Genomic DNA, 15,596 nt, shown 5'->3' on the forward strand with positions numbered 1-15,596 from the left:
TTGTGCGTTAACCGTCCCGGACATGTGGCGCAGCATCCGGGCGGGCAAACGCCGTTGCCGTCTCGTGATCCGACTGTGATCCGCTTCGCTTCGGCGCCCTTGCTGCAACGGGAGCAAAGTTCGGCGCGTCCTTCTTCAGTAGTGACGGGACGTGCGGATGGGCCGGTGGGAAGTGTCTTGTTTTATGGCGATTTGAACACTTTCCGCAAAGCCTTGGTTCCGCAGAGTGAATAAGGGGCCCAATAGCAGATCTCGGCTTGACTGGCTCGGATCGGCACACTTGTAATTTCACTCGTGTCGTTCAGCCGAAATCGGTAACGACAGCATCACGGGGACTGCACAGACAGACGAGGGGCGCACATGACCGAGCTGTTCCAGCAACTGCTGGTCGAGGACGCGGACGACGAACTCGGCTGGCAGGAGCGCGCACTCTGTGCCCAGACCGATCCCGAATCCTTTTTCCCCGAGAAGGGCGGCTCCACGCGCGAGGCCAAGAAGGTCTGCCTCGCCTGCGAGGTCCGTTCCGAGTGCCTCGAATACGCACTCGCCAATGACGAACGCTTCGGGATTTGGGGCGGCCTGTCCGAGCGAGAACGCCGACGACTGAAGAAGGCCGCGGTCTGACTCGCCTCGACAGTCCTCGGCCAACCCTCGACCAGCGCCGACCAAACAGCACACACCCCGACAACTGCACACACCCCGACACAGCGAACGGTCCGCCGCCCGTGGTTATCCACAGGCGGCGGACCGCGTTTCCCGCCCGTCTCCCGACCACCGCCCCTCAACGAGGCGCTCTCGCGCCGCACCTGTCTGTCTGCCGTTAGTGTGGCCCCGTCCGAGATGCCGCCCGTGCCCCTGTCCCGCGCAGCGCACCCGGCGTCCACCGCAGTCCATCGAACCGGGGCCCGTACCTCGATGTCCGCGCACAGCCAACCGGCAGGCCAGTACGACGCTGCCGTACCCGAGTTCCCGAGGCATGTCGTCACCGCCGTGCTCGTCTCCCACGACGGTGCCCGCTGGCTGCCCGACGCCCTGGCCGGGCTCCTCGGCCAGGAACGCCCCGTGCAGAACGTCATCGCCGCAGACACCGGCAGCGCCGACGACTCCGCCCGGATCGTCACCGACGCGATCGGCCCGGAGCGGGTGCTGCACCTCGCCCGCCGCTCCGGCTTCGGCACCGCCGTGGACGAGGCGGCCCGCACCGCGCCCGTCCTCACCCCCGATGACCTGCCGTACCTGAAGCGCCCCAGCGGCTGGGACCCGGTCAGCCGGACCTGGCGCGACGAGGCGTACGAGATGCCCGAGCTGCCGTACGGCGAACCCGTGCAGTGGCTCTGGCTCCTGCACGACGACTGCGCACCCGAACCTGACGCGCTCGCCGAACTCCTGCGCGTCGTCGAGCGCGAGCAGGAGATCAACCGGGACGTCGCCGTCGTCGGGCCCAAGCTGCGCGGCTGGTACGACCGCCGCCAACTCCTCGAGGTCGGCGTCTCCATCGCCAACAGCGGCCGCCGCTGGACCGGCCTGGACCGCCGCGAGCAGGACCAGGGCCAGCACGACCACGTGCGCCCGGTCCTGTCCGTCTCCTCCGCCGGGATGCTCATCCGGCGCGACGTCTTCGAGGAACTCGGCGGCTTCGACCGCCGCCTGCCCCTGATGCGGGACGACGTCGACCTGTGCTGGCGCGCCCAGGCCGCCGGGCACCGCGTGCTCGTCGCGCCCGACGCCGTGCTCCGGCACGCCGAGGCCGCCTCGCGCGAGCGGCGCACCGTCGACTGCGTGGGCCGCACCACCGCGAGCCCGCACCGCGTGGACAAGGCGGGCGCGGTCTACACCCTCCTTGTCAACGCGCGCGCCGCGGTCCTTCCCTGGGTGCTGCTCCGGCTCGTCCTCGGCACTCTCCTGCGCACCCTCGCCTATCTGGTGGGCAAGGTGCCGGGCCAGGCCCTCGACGAAGTCACGGGCCTCTCCCGTACGTTGCTGCGCCCCGGCAAGATCATCGGAGCCCGACGGCGGCGCGGCAGGGGCCAGGTCGAACCGGCCGAGCTGCGGCCGCTGTTCCCGCCGCCCGGCGCCACCGTGCGGATGACCGCCGAACATGTCGCATCGAACCTCGTCGGCCGCTCCGACCCCGAGACGTCCGCGGGCGGCAGGCATGGCGCCATCGAGTCCGGGCCCGGTGACGACGACGCCGACTTCCTGGAGATCGAGCAGTTCGCGCGCGTGAAGCGGCTCGCCCGCAAGCCGGGACCCATGCTCTTCGCGGTGCTGCTCCTCTTCTCCCTCATCGCCTGCCGCTCGTTGCTCGGCGGCGGCGCCCTCGCCGGTGGCGCGATGCTGCCCGCACCCGCCGATGTGGGCGAGCTGTGGTCCCGGTACCTGGACGAGTGGCATGCCATCGGTACCGGCGGCACCCAGAGCGCTCCGCCCTACCTCGCCATCGTCGCCGTACTGGCCACCCTTCTGTTCGGCTCCACCGGCTTCGCCGTGACCGTGCTGCTCGTCTGCTCCGTGCCGCTGGCGGGCGTCGCCGCGTACTTCGCCTCGCGGCCGCTGATCGAGTCGCGGCTCCTTCGGGCCTGGGCCTCGGTCGCGTACGCCTTCCTGCCGGCCGCCACCGGAGCGCTCGCCGGGGGCCGTCTGGGCACCGCCGTGCTCGCCATGCTGCTTCCGCTGCTCGCGCGCGCCGCTGTCGCGGCGAGCGGTGCGACGGCCGGGAGCGGGCGCGGGAGTTGGCGGGCCACCTGGGCGTACGCCCTGCTGCTCACGCTGGCGACGGCGTTCACTCCGGTCGTTTGGCCGATCGCGCTCGTCCTCGGCCTCGCGGTCCTGGCGCTGCGCCGCGGCGATCTGGTCGCGTACGGCCTGCGGGTGCTCGCCGCGCTCGGGGTGCCGCTGCTCGTCCTCGCACCCTGGTCGCTGTCGCTGCTGCCGTTCGGGTTCTTCCGCGAAGCGGGGCTCGGTTTCGGGGCCGGGTCGGCCGACGCGCTCGACCTGCTCGGCATCAGCCCCGGCGGGCCGGGGACCGTCGGCGGGCTCCTGCTCGTCGGCATCGTGGCCGCCGCCCTCGCCGCACTGCTGCGCGGGGAACGGCAGCGCGCCATCCGTACCGCCTGGGCCGTCGCCCTGACCGGCTTCCTCTTCGCGGCGCTCTCCAACGGCTCCACGTGGGCGGGCCCGGCGACGCTCGTGCAGGGCCTCGCGCTCCTCGCCGCCGCCGTGCTCGGCGCGGACGGCGCCCGCGAGCGGGTGGCCGAGCAGAGCTTCGGCTGGCGGCAGCCGGTGGCCGCGCTGATCGTCGCGGCCGCCGTGCTCGGGCCGCTGGTCGCCGCCGTCGCCTGGATGGTGCGCGGCGCCGACGGACCGCTCGAGCGGCGCGACCCGGCGCAGGTGCCGGCGTTCGTCGCCGAGGAGGCGGGCACCGAGGACCAGGCCCGCACCCTGGTGCTCGGCAGCGAATCGGGTGCCGAGGTCGGATACTCCCTGGTGCGCGGCGCCGGCGTCCGGCTCGGGGATGCCGAACTGGCCGCGGAGGGCGGCGACCACGCCCGCCTGGACAAGACCGTCGCCCACCTCGTCGCGGGCTCCGGCGCCGACCAGACCGACGAGCTGGGCGCCTTCGCGGTGCGTTATGTCCTCGTACGGGACGGGGCGCCCCGCGGGATGAACCGCGTCCTGGACGCCACGCCCGGCCTGACCCGGCTCAGCGAGCACAACGGCAGCGCCCTGTGGCGGGTCGACCGCCCCGTGGCGCGCGCCGTCATCGTGCCCGAGTCCGGCGAGCCCGAGCTCGTCCCCTCCGGTCCGGTCGAGATCCACACGGACCTGTCCGCGGGCAAGGACGGCCGGGTGCTGCGGCTCGCGGACGCGGTGGCCGACGGCTGGACGGCGACCCTCGACGGCAGGCCACTGCAGAAGACCACGGTCGACGGCTGGGCGCAGGGCTTCGAACTGCCCGCGTCCGGCGGCCGGTTGGACGTCACGTACGAGTCGTCGGGCGCGCACACCGGCTGGTTGTGGGCGCAGGGCGCGCTCGCCGTCGTCCTGGTCGTCCTCGCGCTGCCCGGGCGGAGCCGCGACGTGGACGACGACCTGCCGGACGAGCCCGCCGCGGTGCCCGCACAGCCGGTGCCGGGGGAGGGGCGCCGGGCCCGCCGACTGCGCGCCGCCCAGGAGGCGCAGGCCGCCGACGGGTCCGCCGGTCCGGCCGGGCCGGGGGAGCCGCCTCTGGCGGAGGTGCCACCGCAGCAGTCGTACGGCCAGTGGGAGGACGGCCCCGCCTACGCGCGCCCCGACCGGGCGGCGCACTCCCAGGAGCAGTTCCCGGGGCCGTCCCAGGGGCAGGCCCAGGGCGCGCGGCAGTCGGCGGGCGGTTTCGACCAGCAGGCGTACCAGGCCGACCCCTACCAGGCGGACCCGTATCAGGCCGACTCGTACGGAGCGGATGCGTACGGGCCCGGCTCGTACTCGGCAGACCCGTCGTACCCGGCGGACCCGCAGCAGCCGCACGCCTACCGGGCGGACGGCTACCCGGAGGGTGACGCCTTCTCGCCGGGCGAGGGCTACGCGGCGGGCGGTTATGACGGGTACGGCCACAACTCCGGGGCGCCGCAAGCCCCTTCGGGCATGCCGAACGGGGCCGTGCCACCCCCGCCCCCGCCGCCCGTGCCTCCACAGCCCGTGCCTCCGCAGCCGCCGGCCCCACCGGCGCAGCCGCCCGCGCAGTCCTACGAGCAGTCTTACGGCGGGCCCGAGTTCCGGCCCGACGGTGAGCGCCCCGACGGGAGCCAGCAGTGAACCGCACCACCCTGTCCCTGATCGCCGCGGGCGGCGCGCTCGCCGTCGTCACCGGTGTGGCCGCGATCGCCGCGCCCGGTGACGGGGCGTCGGGCGACGGCAAGGCCACGGCGGCCCGGCAGCCCGTGGAGCGGTCCGGGCTGCTCTGCCCCGAGCCGAGCACGTCCGAGCTCGCGGAGACGGCGTACACCTCCTTCACGCCCAAGTCCTCTGGCGGCGCCGGGAGCAAGGGCAGCGCCGAACTCTTCGAGGCCGCCCGCGCGGCGGAGGACGACGACAAGGGCAGCGACAAGGACGCCCGGGACGGGAAGGCCGACGAGGGCGACAAGGACGATAAGGGCGGGGAAGCGCGTGCCGGGGGATCGGACCTGGGCACGCCCTTTCTGCGGTCCAAGGAGCCGGGCAAACCGATGACCGGCGAGGCGTCCGGCGGCGACGCCCCCGCGCTCATCGGCTCGGCCGACGGCGCGCTCGCGCCCGGCTGGACCGTGCAGCAGACCACGACGGTCACGGCGGGCGGGGGCCGCGGCCTTGCCGGGGTCACCTGTTCAACGGCCGACACGGACTTCTGGTTCCCGGCGATGAGTGCCGCCAAGGACCGCAGCGACTATGTGCACTTGACCAACCCCGACGATGCCGCGGCCGTCGTGGACATTGAGCTGTTCGGGCCGGAGGGCGCCGTCAAGTCCGAGGCGGGCGAGGACATCCAGGTCCCGCCGCATTCCAGCGTCCCGGTGCTTCTGTCCACCCTGGTGGACCACCCGGAGATCAACCTGACCGCTCATGTCACGGCCCGCACCGGCCGGGTCGGCGCGGTCGTGCAGGCCTCCGACGACAAGCTCGGCACCGACTGGCTGCCCGCGTCCACCGACCCTGCGGGGAGCGTCGTGCTGCCGGGCATCCCCAAGGACGCCTCCTCGGTCCGCCTCGTGGCCTTCGCGCCCGGCGAGGACGACGCCGACCTGAAGCTGTCCCTGGCGGGCAAGAACGGCTCGATCACCCCGGCCGGCCACGAGTCCCTGCACATCAAGAGCGGCATGACGGCCGCCGTCGACCTCGGGGACATCACCAAGGGCGAGCCGGGCTCGCTGGTGCTCACGCCGACCGACGACGCGACACCTGTGGTGGCGGCGCTGCGGGTGACCCGGGGCAAGGGCGCCGAGCAGGAGATGGCGTTCATCCCGGCCACCGGCCCCGTCGAGGCCCGCGCCACGGCCGCCGACAACCGCGCCAAGGGCTCGACGCTGTCCCTCGTGGCCCCGGGTAAGGCGGACGCGAAGGTCAAGGTCACCGCGTCGGCGGGTGCCGAAGGCGGCTCCCCGGTGACGAAGACGTACACGGTCAAGGGCGGTACGACACGTCTCGTCGCGCCTCCGGTGCCGTCCGGCCTCAAGGGGCCGTACGCGCTGACCGTGGAGCGCCTGGCGGGCACGGTGCACGTGGCCCGCACCCTGGAGCTGCCGCAGGACGGCGTGCCGATGTTCACGGTGCAGACGCTGCCCGACGACCGCGGGACGGTCGTCGTACCGAAGGCGGAGCAGGACCTGTCGGTACTGCAGAAGTAGAAGTAGGCGGCGACGAGCTCTGGTCGGCCGGGTCGGCTCGGTCGACCGGTCGGCTTGCCCGGCTCGGGTCGGTCCGGGCCGATGAGGGCTGCGGCCTCAGTCCTCGCCGTACCGCGGGTCGACCGACTCCGGTGACAGGCCGAGGAGTTCGGCCACCTGTTCCACGACGACCTCGTGCACCAGGGCGGCGCGCTCGTCCCGGGTCTTGGTGCGGATCTCCACCGGGCGCCGGTAGATCACGATCCGCGCGGGCCGGTCGTCGCGCGCGGGGATCGTGCCGCCGAGCGGCACCGTCCCGGCCTCCCAGTCGTCGTCCGGGGCGCTGTCCAGGCGCGGCACGTCGAGCACCAGGAAGTCGATCTCGGAGAGCTGCGGCCAGCGCCGCTCCAGGCGCTCCACCGAGTCCTGCACGAGGTCCATGAAGACTTCGCCGCGGCTGGCCGAGAGCGGCACCTGCGGCGGCGCTACGGGGCCGCGCATGCCCCTCCCGTGGCGGTCGCGGCGGCGGGGCCTGGGCTCGGTGGTGCGGGGCGGTACGGGCTTGTCCATCACTGACGAAGCGTAGACCTCCGCACCGACAGTCGGCTGCCACGCGCGCGTGAAGGCGGTCCGGAAGCCGCGGCCGCGGGCCCGGGCGCCGCCGCGGACCGACCGCTCGGGCGGCGGGCAGCCTGTCGCTCTATGACCATTCCGGCCATCCTTGGGCTCGATTACGTATCTCTCCAAGACCGCGTGGCTCAAGGCATTTGACGGCATTTGCATCGAGTGGAGACCGGATTCAACACCTGTGGCCCTTGTGCCCCTTGAGGTTCACGCAGGTCAGTGGGGTCAGTCAGGGAGGGTGCGTGGGCAGGATCACAGTGCGACACGGTGGAGTGACCTCGTGGAGATTCGTCGCGGCCCGCTCAAGAGTGCGGTACCGTCCAACGTCGTGAGCCCTGTACGTCGCTGTTCGCGCACCGCCTGCGGCCGTCCCGCCGTCGCGACGCTGACGTACGTCTACGCCGACTCGACCGCGGTCCTCGGCCCGCTCGCCACCTACGCCGAACCCCACTGCTACGACCTGTGCGCCGAGCACTCCGAGCGCCTCACCGCCCCGCGCGGCTGGGAGGTCGTCCGGCTCGCCGACGGCGCGGAGGCGGGCCGCCCCAGCGGAGACGACCTCGAGGCCCTGGCCAACGCGGTGCGGGAAGCGGCTCGCCCGCAGCAGCGCGCGGCCGAGGCCGGAGGCGGAGGGGCGGATCCGATGGAGGTCGCACGCCGCGGTCATCTGCGCGTGCTGCGCTCGCCCGAGTAGTGAGCGCCCTTCTGCTGTAGCGCACGAAGTTTTCCCTTCAACAATCAGTCCTGTATGGGCATTGACTTCCCGTTGTCGCGAACACGACGATTCCGCCACCCGTGAAAGATCGCCTTCGGCATTCCGGAGCGGTGGAGGCGACGGAGCGTCACGGGAGCCAGGAGGCCCGTGTGTTCGTGCAGGAGCTGGAACCCGTCGCAGGCTCGCTCGGCCTGTCCGCGCTGATCGCCGCGCTGCCCCTCGTCACCGTCCTGGTCCTGCTCGGGGCCGTCCGTATGAAGGCGCACTTGGCCGGGCTCGCCGGGCTCGGCGTCGCGGTCCTGGTCGCCTGGCTCGCGTACGGCATGCCGCTCGGCCAGACGCTCTCCAGCGGCGCGCAGGGCGTGCTCTTCGGGCTCTTCCCGATCATGTGGATCGTGGTCAACGCCCTGTGGGTGTACCGGATGACGGTCCACACCCGGCACTTCGACGTCCTGCGCCGCTCCTTCGGGCGGATCTCCGCCGACCCGCGCATACAGGCGCTGGTCATCGCGTTCTGCTTCGGCGCGCTCCTGGAGGCGCTGGCCGGGTTCGGCGCGCCCGTCGCCATCAGCGCCGTGATGCTGGTCGCGCTCGGCTTCGCGCCGACGAAGGCGGCCATCGTTTCTCTTGTGGCCAACACCGCGCCGGTGGCCTTCGGCGCCATGGGCACCCCGGTGGTGACGCTCGCTCAGGTGACCGGCCTGCCGCTGGACTCCGTCGCCTCGGTCGTCGGCCGTCAGACGCCGCTGCTCGCGCTCGTCGTGCCGCTGGCCCTGGTCGCCCTGGTGGACGGAAGGCGCGGCCTCCGGGAGACCTGGGTGCCCGCCCTCGCGTGCGGATTCGCCTTCGCCGCCGCACAGTTCGTGGCCGCCAACTACGTCTCGGCGCAGCTGGCGGACATCGGCGCCGCCCTGGTGGGCGCGGCCGCCCTGGTCGCGGTGCCGGGCGCGCGCAAGCCGGCCACCGAGCCGGTACGGAGCGCGGTGCTCACCGGCGTACGCAGCGAGGACCTGGACACCGAGGACCCGCGCGGCGACGTGGTGCGGGCCTACGCCCCGTACGCCCTGATCGTGGCCGTCTTCTCGCTCGCCCAGATACCGGCCGTCAAGAACCTCCTCGCCGGGGCCACCCGCACCTTCGCGTGGCCGTTCCTGAACGTCGTCGACCCCGAGGGCGAGCCGGTCGCCGGCAATGTCTTCTCGCTGCCGCTGCTGTCGACCGGCGGCACCCTCGTGCTGCTCGCGGGCGTCGGCACGGCGGCCGTTCTCGGGGTGCACGCGCGCGTGGCGGTGCGTGAGTGGGCGGCCACCGTCCAAGAGCTGCGGTTCGCGATCCTCACCGTTACTTCTGTACTGGCGCTCGCATACGTCATGAACCTCTCCGGACAGGCCGCCGTCATCGGCCACTTCGTGGCCGCCGCTGGTGCCGGTCTGGCGTTCCTGTCCCCGGTGCTCGGCTGGTTCGGGGTCGCGGTCACCGGATCCGATACGTCCGCCAACGCGCTCTTCGGGGCGCTGCAGGTGACAGCCGCGCGCCAGTCCGGGCTCTCCCCGGACCTGCTCGCGGCGGCGAACAGCTCCGGCGGCGTGCTCGGCAAGATGATCTCGCCGCAGAACCTGACGATCGCCTGCGCGGCGGTCGGGCTCGCGGGCAAGGAGGGCGACCTGCTGCGCAAGGTGCTGCCCTGGAGCCTCGGCCTGCTTGCCGTGATGTGCCTGATCGTGGTCGGCCAGAGCACGGCCGCCCTCGGCTGGATGCTGCCCTGAGGAAGCGCGCTGGGAGGCCCGTTGAGGCTGCGGCGTGGGTGTCCGAGAGGTGCCCTGCGGGTGACCGGGCGGCGGCCGCTGGATGTTCCGGGAGCGACCTGGACAGGTCGGGCTCTCGCTGTCAGTGGGTGCAGGTACGTTTGGCTGACCGCACTGAAATCCAGGAGAGGGTTGGCCGTGGCTGATCTTTCGCAGATCGTGAAGGCGTACGACGTCCGCGGGGTGGTCCCGGACCAGTGGGACGAGGCGCTCGCCGAGCTGTTCGGCGCGGCCTTCGCGCAGGTCACGGGGGCGGACGCGATCGTGGTCGGGCACGACATGCGGCCCTCGTCGCCAGGGCTCTCGCGCGCGTTCGGGCGTGGCGCGGCGGCGCGCGGCGTGGCGGTCACGGAGATCGGCCTGTGCTCCACGGACCAGCTGTACTACGCCTCCGGGGCGCTTGATCTGCCGGGCGCGATGTTCACGGCTTCGCACAATCCGGCGCAGTACAACGGCATCAAGATGTGCCGGGCGGGCGCGGCACCGGTCGGGCAGGACACGGGACTTGCGGAGATCCGCGCCCTGGTGGAGGAGTGGTCCGGGACGGGTGCGCCCACTCCTGCGGCGACGCCTGCCGCGATCACCCAGCGGGACACCCTGGCCGACTACGCGGCGTATCTGCGCAAGCTGGTCGACCTGACGTCGATCCGGCCCCTGAAGGTCGTGGTGGACGCGGGCAACGGCATGGGCGGGCACACGGTCCCCACCGTGTTCGGCGGGCTGCCCATCGAGCTGGTCGACATGTACTTCGAGCTGGACGGCACATTCCCGAACCATGAGGCCAACCCGCTGGATCCGGCCAACATCGTGGACCTGCAGAAGCGGGTCCGCGCCGAGGGCGCCGACCTCGGCCTGGCCTTCGACGGGGACGCGGACCGCTGCTTCGTGGTGGACGAGCGCGGCGAGCCGGTGTCGCCCTCGGCGATCACGGCGCTGGTGGCGGCGCGCGAGCTGGCCAAGCAGGGCGGCAAGGGCACGGTGATCCACAACCTGATCACCTCGTGGTCAGTGCCCGAGGTGGTGCGCGAGAACGGCGGCACGCCCGTGCGCACGCGCGTGGGGCACTCCTTCATCAAGGAGGAGATGGCCAAGTCCGGCGCCATCTTCGGCGGCGAGCACTCGGCGCACTACTACTTCCGCGACTTCTGGAACGCGGATACGGGCATGCTCGCGGCCCTGCACGTCCTGGCGGCGCTCGGCGGGCAGGACGGTCCGCTGTCGCAACTGGTGGCGCAGTACGACCGGTACGTCGGCTCGGGCGAAATTAACTCGACCGTGGCGGACCAGGCCGACCGCGCGGCGGCGGTCAAGGCGGCGTACACGGGCCGTGAGGGCGTCGAGCTCGACGAGCTGGACGGTCTGACGGTGACCGCCGCCGACTGGTGGTTCAACCTGCGTCCGTCCAACACCGAGCCGCTGCTCCGGCTGAACGTAGAAGCGCGGGACGAGGAGACCATGGCCAGGGTGCGGGACGAGGTCCTCGCGCTCGTGCGCGCGTAGGTCCGCGTACGGGCTCGGGTTGGGTCCGTGTGCGGGTTCGCGCGGATGCGCGTGCGGGCTCGGGTTGGGTCCGCGTACGGGCTCGCGCAGATCCTCGTACGGGCTCGGGTTGGGTGCCTCCCCGCGCCTCCCACCGGCCCCTCCACCGGCCCTCACGACCCGGCACCCTGCCCTTCCCGGCGGTAGGCTGACGAGGCCGCATCCGTAGTTGCGCTGCCGGTTCCGACCGGTGGTCTGCCGTCCGAAGGGAACCCCCATGCCGCTCGAAGCCGGCCTCCTGGAGATCCTCGCCTGTCCGGCCTGTCACGCCCCCCTCAAGGAGGCGGACGCCGAGCTGATCTGCACCGGAAAGGGCTGTGGCCTCGCCTACCCGGTCAAGGACGGCATCCCCGTACTCCTCGTCGACGAGGCCCGCCGCCCCGCGTAGGCCCGGCCGCCGCCGGACCGGGCACGGTCGTGCGCGGGCGGCGGACGCGGGCCGACGCAGGCGGGGCCGCGGCAGGTGCGGGCGCGAGGCCGTCCGGCGAGGACGGTGCCTGCGGCCACCCGGAGGTCCCGGCTCCCACCAGCCCCAAGCGCCCCGAGGCCCGAGAGCCCAAGCCCAAGTGCCCACCACCCGACCAGCCCTAACGACAACGCGCCTCACCAAAGCGCCCCAAACCTCGCCAAAACACCACCAGTCCCACCAACCAGCCCCACCACACCCGGCCCCAGGCCCAAAGAGCGCCCTGAGACCAGCCGCCGCCCAGGAGCACTCACCCCGTCCCCCGGAACCCGGCGATCGGAGATCCACCCCGTGCTCGACGAATCGCTCCTCGACGACCCCGAGGCGCTGGCCCGGGCCGACCGCCACGACCTGCTCCGCGGCGCCGCGGAATCCGGCGCACGCGTCCGTGCCGCGGTCCGGCACGCCGCCGAGGCGGGCATCACCGAGCTCCGCCCGGACGGCCGCCCTCGCTCCGTCCTCATCGCCGGCCCCGGCACCGCCGCCGGTTGCGTCGCCGACGTACTCGGCGCCCTCGCCGGTGCCGCCTGCCCCGTCATCCTGCTGCGCCCCAGCGGCGTCGCCCCCGCGGCCGGCGCCCTCCGCTGGACGCTGCCCCGCTGGGCGGGCTCGGTCGACCTGCTCCTGATCGCCACCCCGGACGGCACCGAGGCCGGCCTCGAAGTCCTCGCCGACCAGGCATACCGGCGCGGCTGCACCGTCGTCTCCGTGGCCCCCGCCCGTGCCCCGCTGACCGCCTCCATCGGGGCGAAGCACGGCCTCTCGGTGTCCATGGCGACCCCGCCCTACGCCGAGTACGACGAGACCGCCACCATGGGCACGGACGCCCTGTGGGCCCTGCTCACGCCGCTGCTCCTGCTCCTCGACCGGACCGGCCTCATCACCGCGTCGCGGGAGGAGGTACTGCTCCTCGCCGACCGTCTCGACGCCACCGCCGAGCGCTGCGGCCCCGCCATCGCGACGTACAGCAATCCCGCCAAGACCCTCGCCGCCGAACTGGCCGAGACACTGCCGCTGATCTGGACCGAGGGAACCGCCGCGTCCCCCACCGGCCGCCGCCTCGCCACGCTCCTCGCCGAGCTGTCCGGCCTGCCCGCGCTCGCCGCCGAGCTGCCCGAAGCGCTGCCCGCCCACGGCTCCCTGCTCACCGGAACCCTGGCCGCGGCGGCCGACCCCGACGACTTCTTCCGCGACCGGGTCGAGGTTCCGGAAGGCGCCATGCACGCGCGCGTGCTGCTGCTGCGCGACGGTTCCGTGGGCGAGTTCACCGCGGCCCCCGCCGCTCGCGAACTCGCCCTCGGCCACGATGTTCCGATCAGCGAACTCGCCCCCGACGAGGACTCACCGCAGGACGAGCTCGACGTCCTCGCGGAACTGATCGCCGTCACGGATTTCGCCGCCGTTTACCTGGCGCTCGCTTCAGGGGGCCGAAGATGACGGTCGACGGCAACTGACCCGCGTACCGCAGGCCGAAGAGCGCACCCACGCACAGCCCGAACGCGCTTGACCGGGGCCCGCAGCGCGTCCGTTGCCGCCGGAAGAGCGGCACCGCGCCGACCCCGACGACGGGGCCCCGCGGCACCGCGACAGCGACACCCGTACGAAGCCGAAAGAAGCCGCCATGGACCGCCTCACCAACACCATTCGCCCCTACGCCTGGGGTTCGACGACCGCGATCCCCCAGCTCCTCGGCGTCGAACCGACCGGTGAGCCGCAGGCCGAGATGTGGATGGGCGCGCACCCCGGCGCACCCTCGCGGCTCGCGCGCGGGCCCCTGAACGAGGTCATCGCCGCCGACCCGGAGGGCGAGCTCGGCGCGGCGGCCGTCGCGAAGTTCGGCCCCCGGCTGCCTTTCCTGCTCAAGGTGCTCGCCGCCGGTGCGCCGCTCTCGCTCCAGGTGCACCCCGACCTGGCGCAGGCGAAGCAGGGGTACGAGGACGAGGAGCGCAGCGGCGTCCCGATCGACGCCCCGCACCGCAACTACAAGGACGCCAACCACAAGCCCGAACTCATCTGTGCGCTCACGCCGTTCGACGGCCTGTGCGGCTTCCGCCACCCCGACGAGTCGGCCGAACTGCTCGCCGGTCTCGGCATCGATTCCCTGAAGCCGTACGTCGACCTGCTGCACGCGCACCCCGAAGAGGGCGCGCTGCGCGAGATGCTCACCGCCGTCCTGAGCGCCGACCACGCCGAGATGGCCGTGACGGTCGACGAGGCGGCGGCCGCGGCCGAGCGCCTGGGCGGGGTCTACGCCCCGTACGCCGCGATCGCGCACCAGTACCCGGGCGACGCTGGCGTCATCGCCGCCATGCTGCTCAACTACGTCCAACTGCAGCCGGGGGAGGCCCTGTTCCTCGGCGCCGGTGTCCCGCACGCCTACCTCAACGGTCTCGGCGTCGAGATCATGGCCAACTCGGACAACGTGCTGCGCTGCGGCCTCACGCCCAAGCACGTCGACGTGCCCGAACTCCTGCGCATCGTCCGCTTCGAGGCGACCGACCCGGGCGTCCTGCGCCCCGAGGCCGACCCGAGCGGCGAGGAGGTCTACGAGACCCCGATCGACGAGTTCCGTCTCTCCCGCTTCGTCCTGGCCGAGGGAGCGGCACCGAGCGACCTCACCACGCGTACGCCGCAGATCCTGCTCTGCACCGCGGGCTCGGTGCGCGCCGGGGAGCTCGAACTCGCGCCAGGGGAGTCGGTCTTCGTGCCCGCAGGGGACAAGACGGAGATTTCCGGAAATGGCACGCTCTTCCGGGCCACTGTGGTGGCCTGACGTTCCCATCTTCCTTACTGCTGCAACAATGACCCACCGCTCCACAGGCGCAACACGCTTGAAGGGTGGGAGACGCCCGAAGGGCGATGCCGCCCGACAGACGGAACAGTAGAAGGTACGGAGAAAGGGACCCCGGGACTCATGAGCGCGTCAGGCGGCACCAAGGCGATTGTGGCGGCACTGGCCGCCAACCTCGCGATCGCGGCAGCGAAGTTCGTGGCGTTCCTCTTCAGTGGCTCATCGTCGATGCTCGCGGAGAGCGTCCACTCGGTCGCGGACTCCGGCAACCAGGGCCTGCTGCTGCTCGGCGGCAAGAAGGCCAAGCGCGAGGCGACTCCCCAGCACCCCTTCGGGTACGGACGGGAACGCTACATCTACGCCTTCCTGGTCTCGATCGTGCTCTTCTCCGTAGGTGGCATGTTCGCCATCTACGAGGGCTACGAGAAGATCAAGCACCCGCACGAGATCGAGTCCTGGTACTGGCCGGTCGGCGTCCTCGTCTTCGCGATCATCGCCGAGGCGTTCTCCTTCCGTACCGCCATCAAGGAGTCCAACGCCCTGCGCGGCAAGCGCTCCTGGAAGGAGTTCGTCCGCCACGCCAAGGCGCCCGAGCTGCCGGTCGTCCTCCTGGAGGACCTGGGCGCGCTCGTCGGCCTCGTCCTCGCCCTCGTCGGCGTCAGCCTCGCCCTGGCCACCGGGAACGGCGTCTGGGACGGCATCGGCACCCTCTGCATCGGTGTCCTGCTCATCCTGATCGCGATCATCCTGGCCGTCGAGACCAAGTCGCTGCTCCTCGGTGAGGCCGCGGGCGTGGAAGAGGTCGAGAAGATCGAGCAGTCGCTCGTCGACGGCGACACCGTCACCAGCATCATCCACATGCGCACGCTCCACCTCGGCCCCGAGGAGCTCCTGGTCGCCGCGAAGATCGCGGTCCGGCACGACATCACGGCCCCGGAGATCGCGAACGCCATTAACGCCGCGGAGGACCGCATCCGCACCGCCGTCCCGATCGCCCGCGTCATCTACCTCGAGCCGGACGTCTACAGCGAGACCACGGCCGCCAAGGGCGCCGACCCGGCCAAGTCGCCGGGCGGGCCGGGGGCCGCGCCGGAGGACTCGCACTGAGGCTGCGGAGGACTCGCACAGAGGCTGCGCCGTTCTCTTCTCTTGTAGCGGCGTTCTCTTGGCTTGGCAGCGTTCTCTTGTAGCGACGGCTTACGTCTCTTCTTTTGTAGGTACGTAGTTGGCCGCCTCGACGCGGGGCGGCTGAGGCCCGAGCACCCCTCTTGGCACCCGAAGCGCCCCCCTTGGCGCCCGATTTGGTGGTATCGAG

General features: G+C 72.4%; 11 protein-coding genes. 10 read left to right on the plus strand and 1 reads right to left on the minus strand.

The genetic code is table 11. The features are described 5' to 3' along the window. Positions 1-360 precede the first annotated feature (360 nt). The 3 genes from ACWD10_RS36310 to ACWD10_RS36320 all read left to right on the plus strand — a co-directional run bounded on the left by ACWD10_RS36310 (position 361) and on the right by ACWD10_RS36320 (position 6,362). Entirely contained in the window at positions 361-624 is a 264-nt protein-coding gene (locus ACWD10_RS36310; protein WP_451097973.1) for a WhiB family transcriptional regulator, read from the plus strand. Positions 625-915: 291 nt separating this feature from the next. After that, positions 916-4,797: a glycosyltransferase family 2 protein gene (locus ACWD10_RS36315; protein ID WP_451097974.1), complete on the plus strand. Its 3,882-nt coding sequence runs from the start codon at positions 916-918 to the stop codon at positions 4,795-4,797. Then, positions 4,794-6,362 (plus strand): DUF5719 family protein, encoded by a 1,569-nt coding sequence (locus ACWD10_RS36320; RefSeq protein ID WP_451097975.1) that lies wholly within the window; start codon positions 4,794-4,796, stop codon positions 6,360-6,362. Before ACWD10_RS36315 ends, ACWD10_RS36320 begins: the two co-directional genes overlap by 4 nt. A gap of 96 nt (positions 6,363-6,458) precedes the next feature. Here ACWD10_RS36320 and ACWD10_RS36325 read toward each other — a convergent pair whose 3' ends face one another. After that, the gene (locus ACWD10_RS36325) at positions 6,459-6,911 is read right to left on the minus strand and encodes a metallopeptidase family protein (protein ID WP_451097983.1); all 453 of its coding nucleotides are present in this window, start codon (positions 6,909-6,911) and stop codon (positions 6,459-6,461) included. A gap of 334 nt (positions 6,912-7,245) precedes the next feature. Between ACWD10_RS36325 and ACWD10_RS36330 the strand changes: the two genes are divergently transcribed. The 7 genes from ACWD10_RS36330 (at position 7,246) to ACWD10_RS36360 (ending at position 15,388) form a co-directional block, all read left to right on the plus strand. Further along, positions 7,246-7,659 carry a DUF3499 domain-containing protein gene (locus tag ACWD10_RS36330; protein ID WP_451097976.1) on the plus strand — a complete coding sequence of 138 codons (414 nt, stop codon included), beginning with the start codon at positions 7,246-7,248 and terminating at the stop codon, positions 7,657-7,659. 170 nt (positions 7,660-7,829) lie between these two features. Further along, positions 7,830-9,446 (plus strand): L-lactate permease, encoded by a 1,617-nt coding sequence (locus tag ACWD10_RS36335; protein WP_451097977.1) that lies wholly within the window; start codon positions 7,830-7,832, stop codon positions 9,444-9,446. A gap of 171 nt (positions 9,447-9,617) precedes the next feature. Continuing rightward, positions 9,618-10,985, plus strand: a complete 1,368-nt coding sequence (locus ACWD10_RS36340; protein WP_451097978.1) for a phosphomannomutase/phosphoglucomutase — start codon at positions 9,618-9,620, stop codon at positions 10,983-10,985. Positions 10,986-11,241: 256 nt separating this feature from the next. Continuing rightward, on the plus strand, positions 11,242-11,412 hold the full coding sequence (locus tag ACWD10_RS36345) for a Trm112 family protein (protein ID WP_451097979.1): 171 nt from the start codon (positions 11,242-11,244) through the stop codon (positions 11,410-11,412). A 369-nt stretch (positions 11,413-11,781) separates the two neighbouring features. Further along, positions 11,782-12,927, plus strand: a complete 1,146-nt coding sequence (locus ACWD10_RS36350) for an SIS domain-containing protein (RefSeq protein WP_451097980.1) — start codon at positions 11,782-11,784, stop codon at positions 12,925-12,927. A 184-nt stretch (positions 12,928-13,111) separates the two neighbouring features. Beyond that, positions 13,112-14,263, plus strand: a complete 1,152-nt coding sequence (manA, locus tag ACWD10_RS36355; protein ID WP_451097981.1) for a mannose-6-phosphate isomerase, class I — start codon at positions 13,112-13,114, stop codon at positions 14,261-14,263. 141 nt (positions 14,264-14,404) lie between these two features. Then, on the plus strand, positions 14,405-15,388 hold the full coding sequence (locus ACWD10_RS36360) for a cation diffusion facilitator family transporter (protein ID WP_451097982.1): 984 nt from the start codon (positions 14,405-14,407) through the stop codon (positions 15,386-15,388). Positions 15,389-15,596 lie beyond the last annotated feature (208 nt).

It is taken from the genome of Streptomyces sp. NPDC002851 (assembly GCF_053591935.1).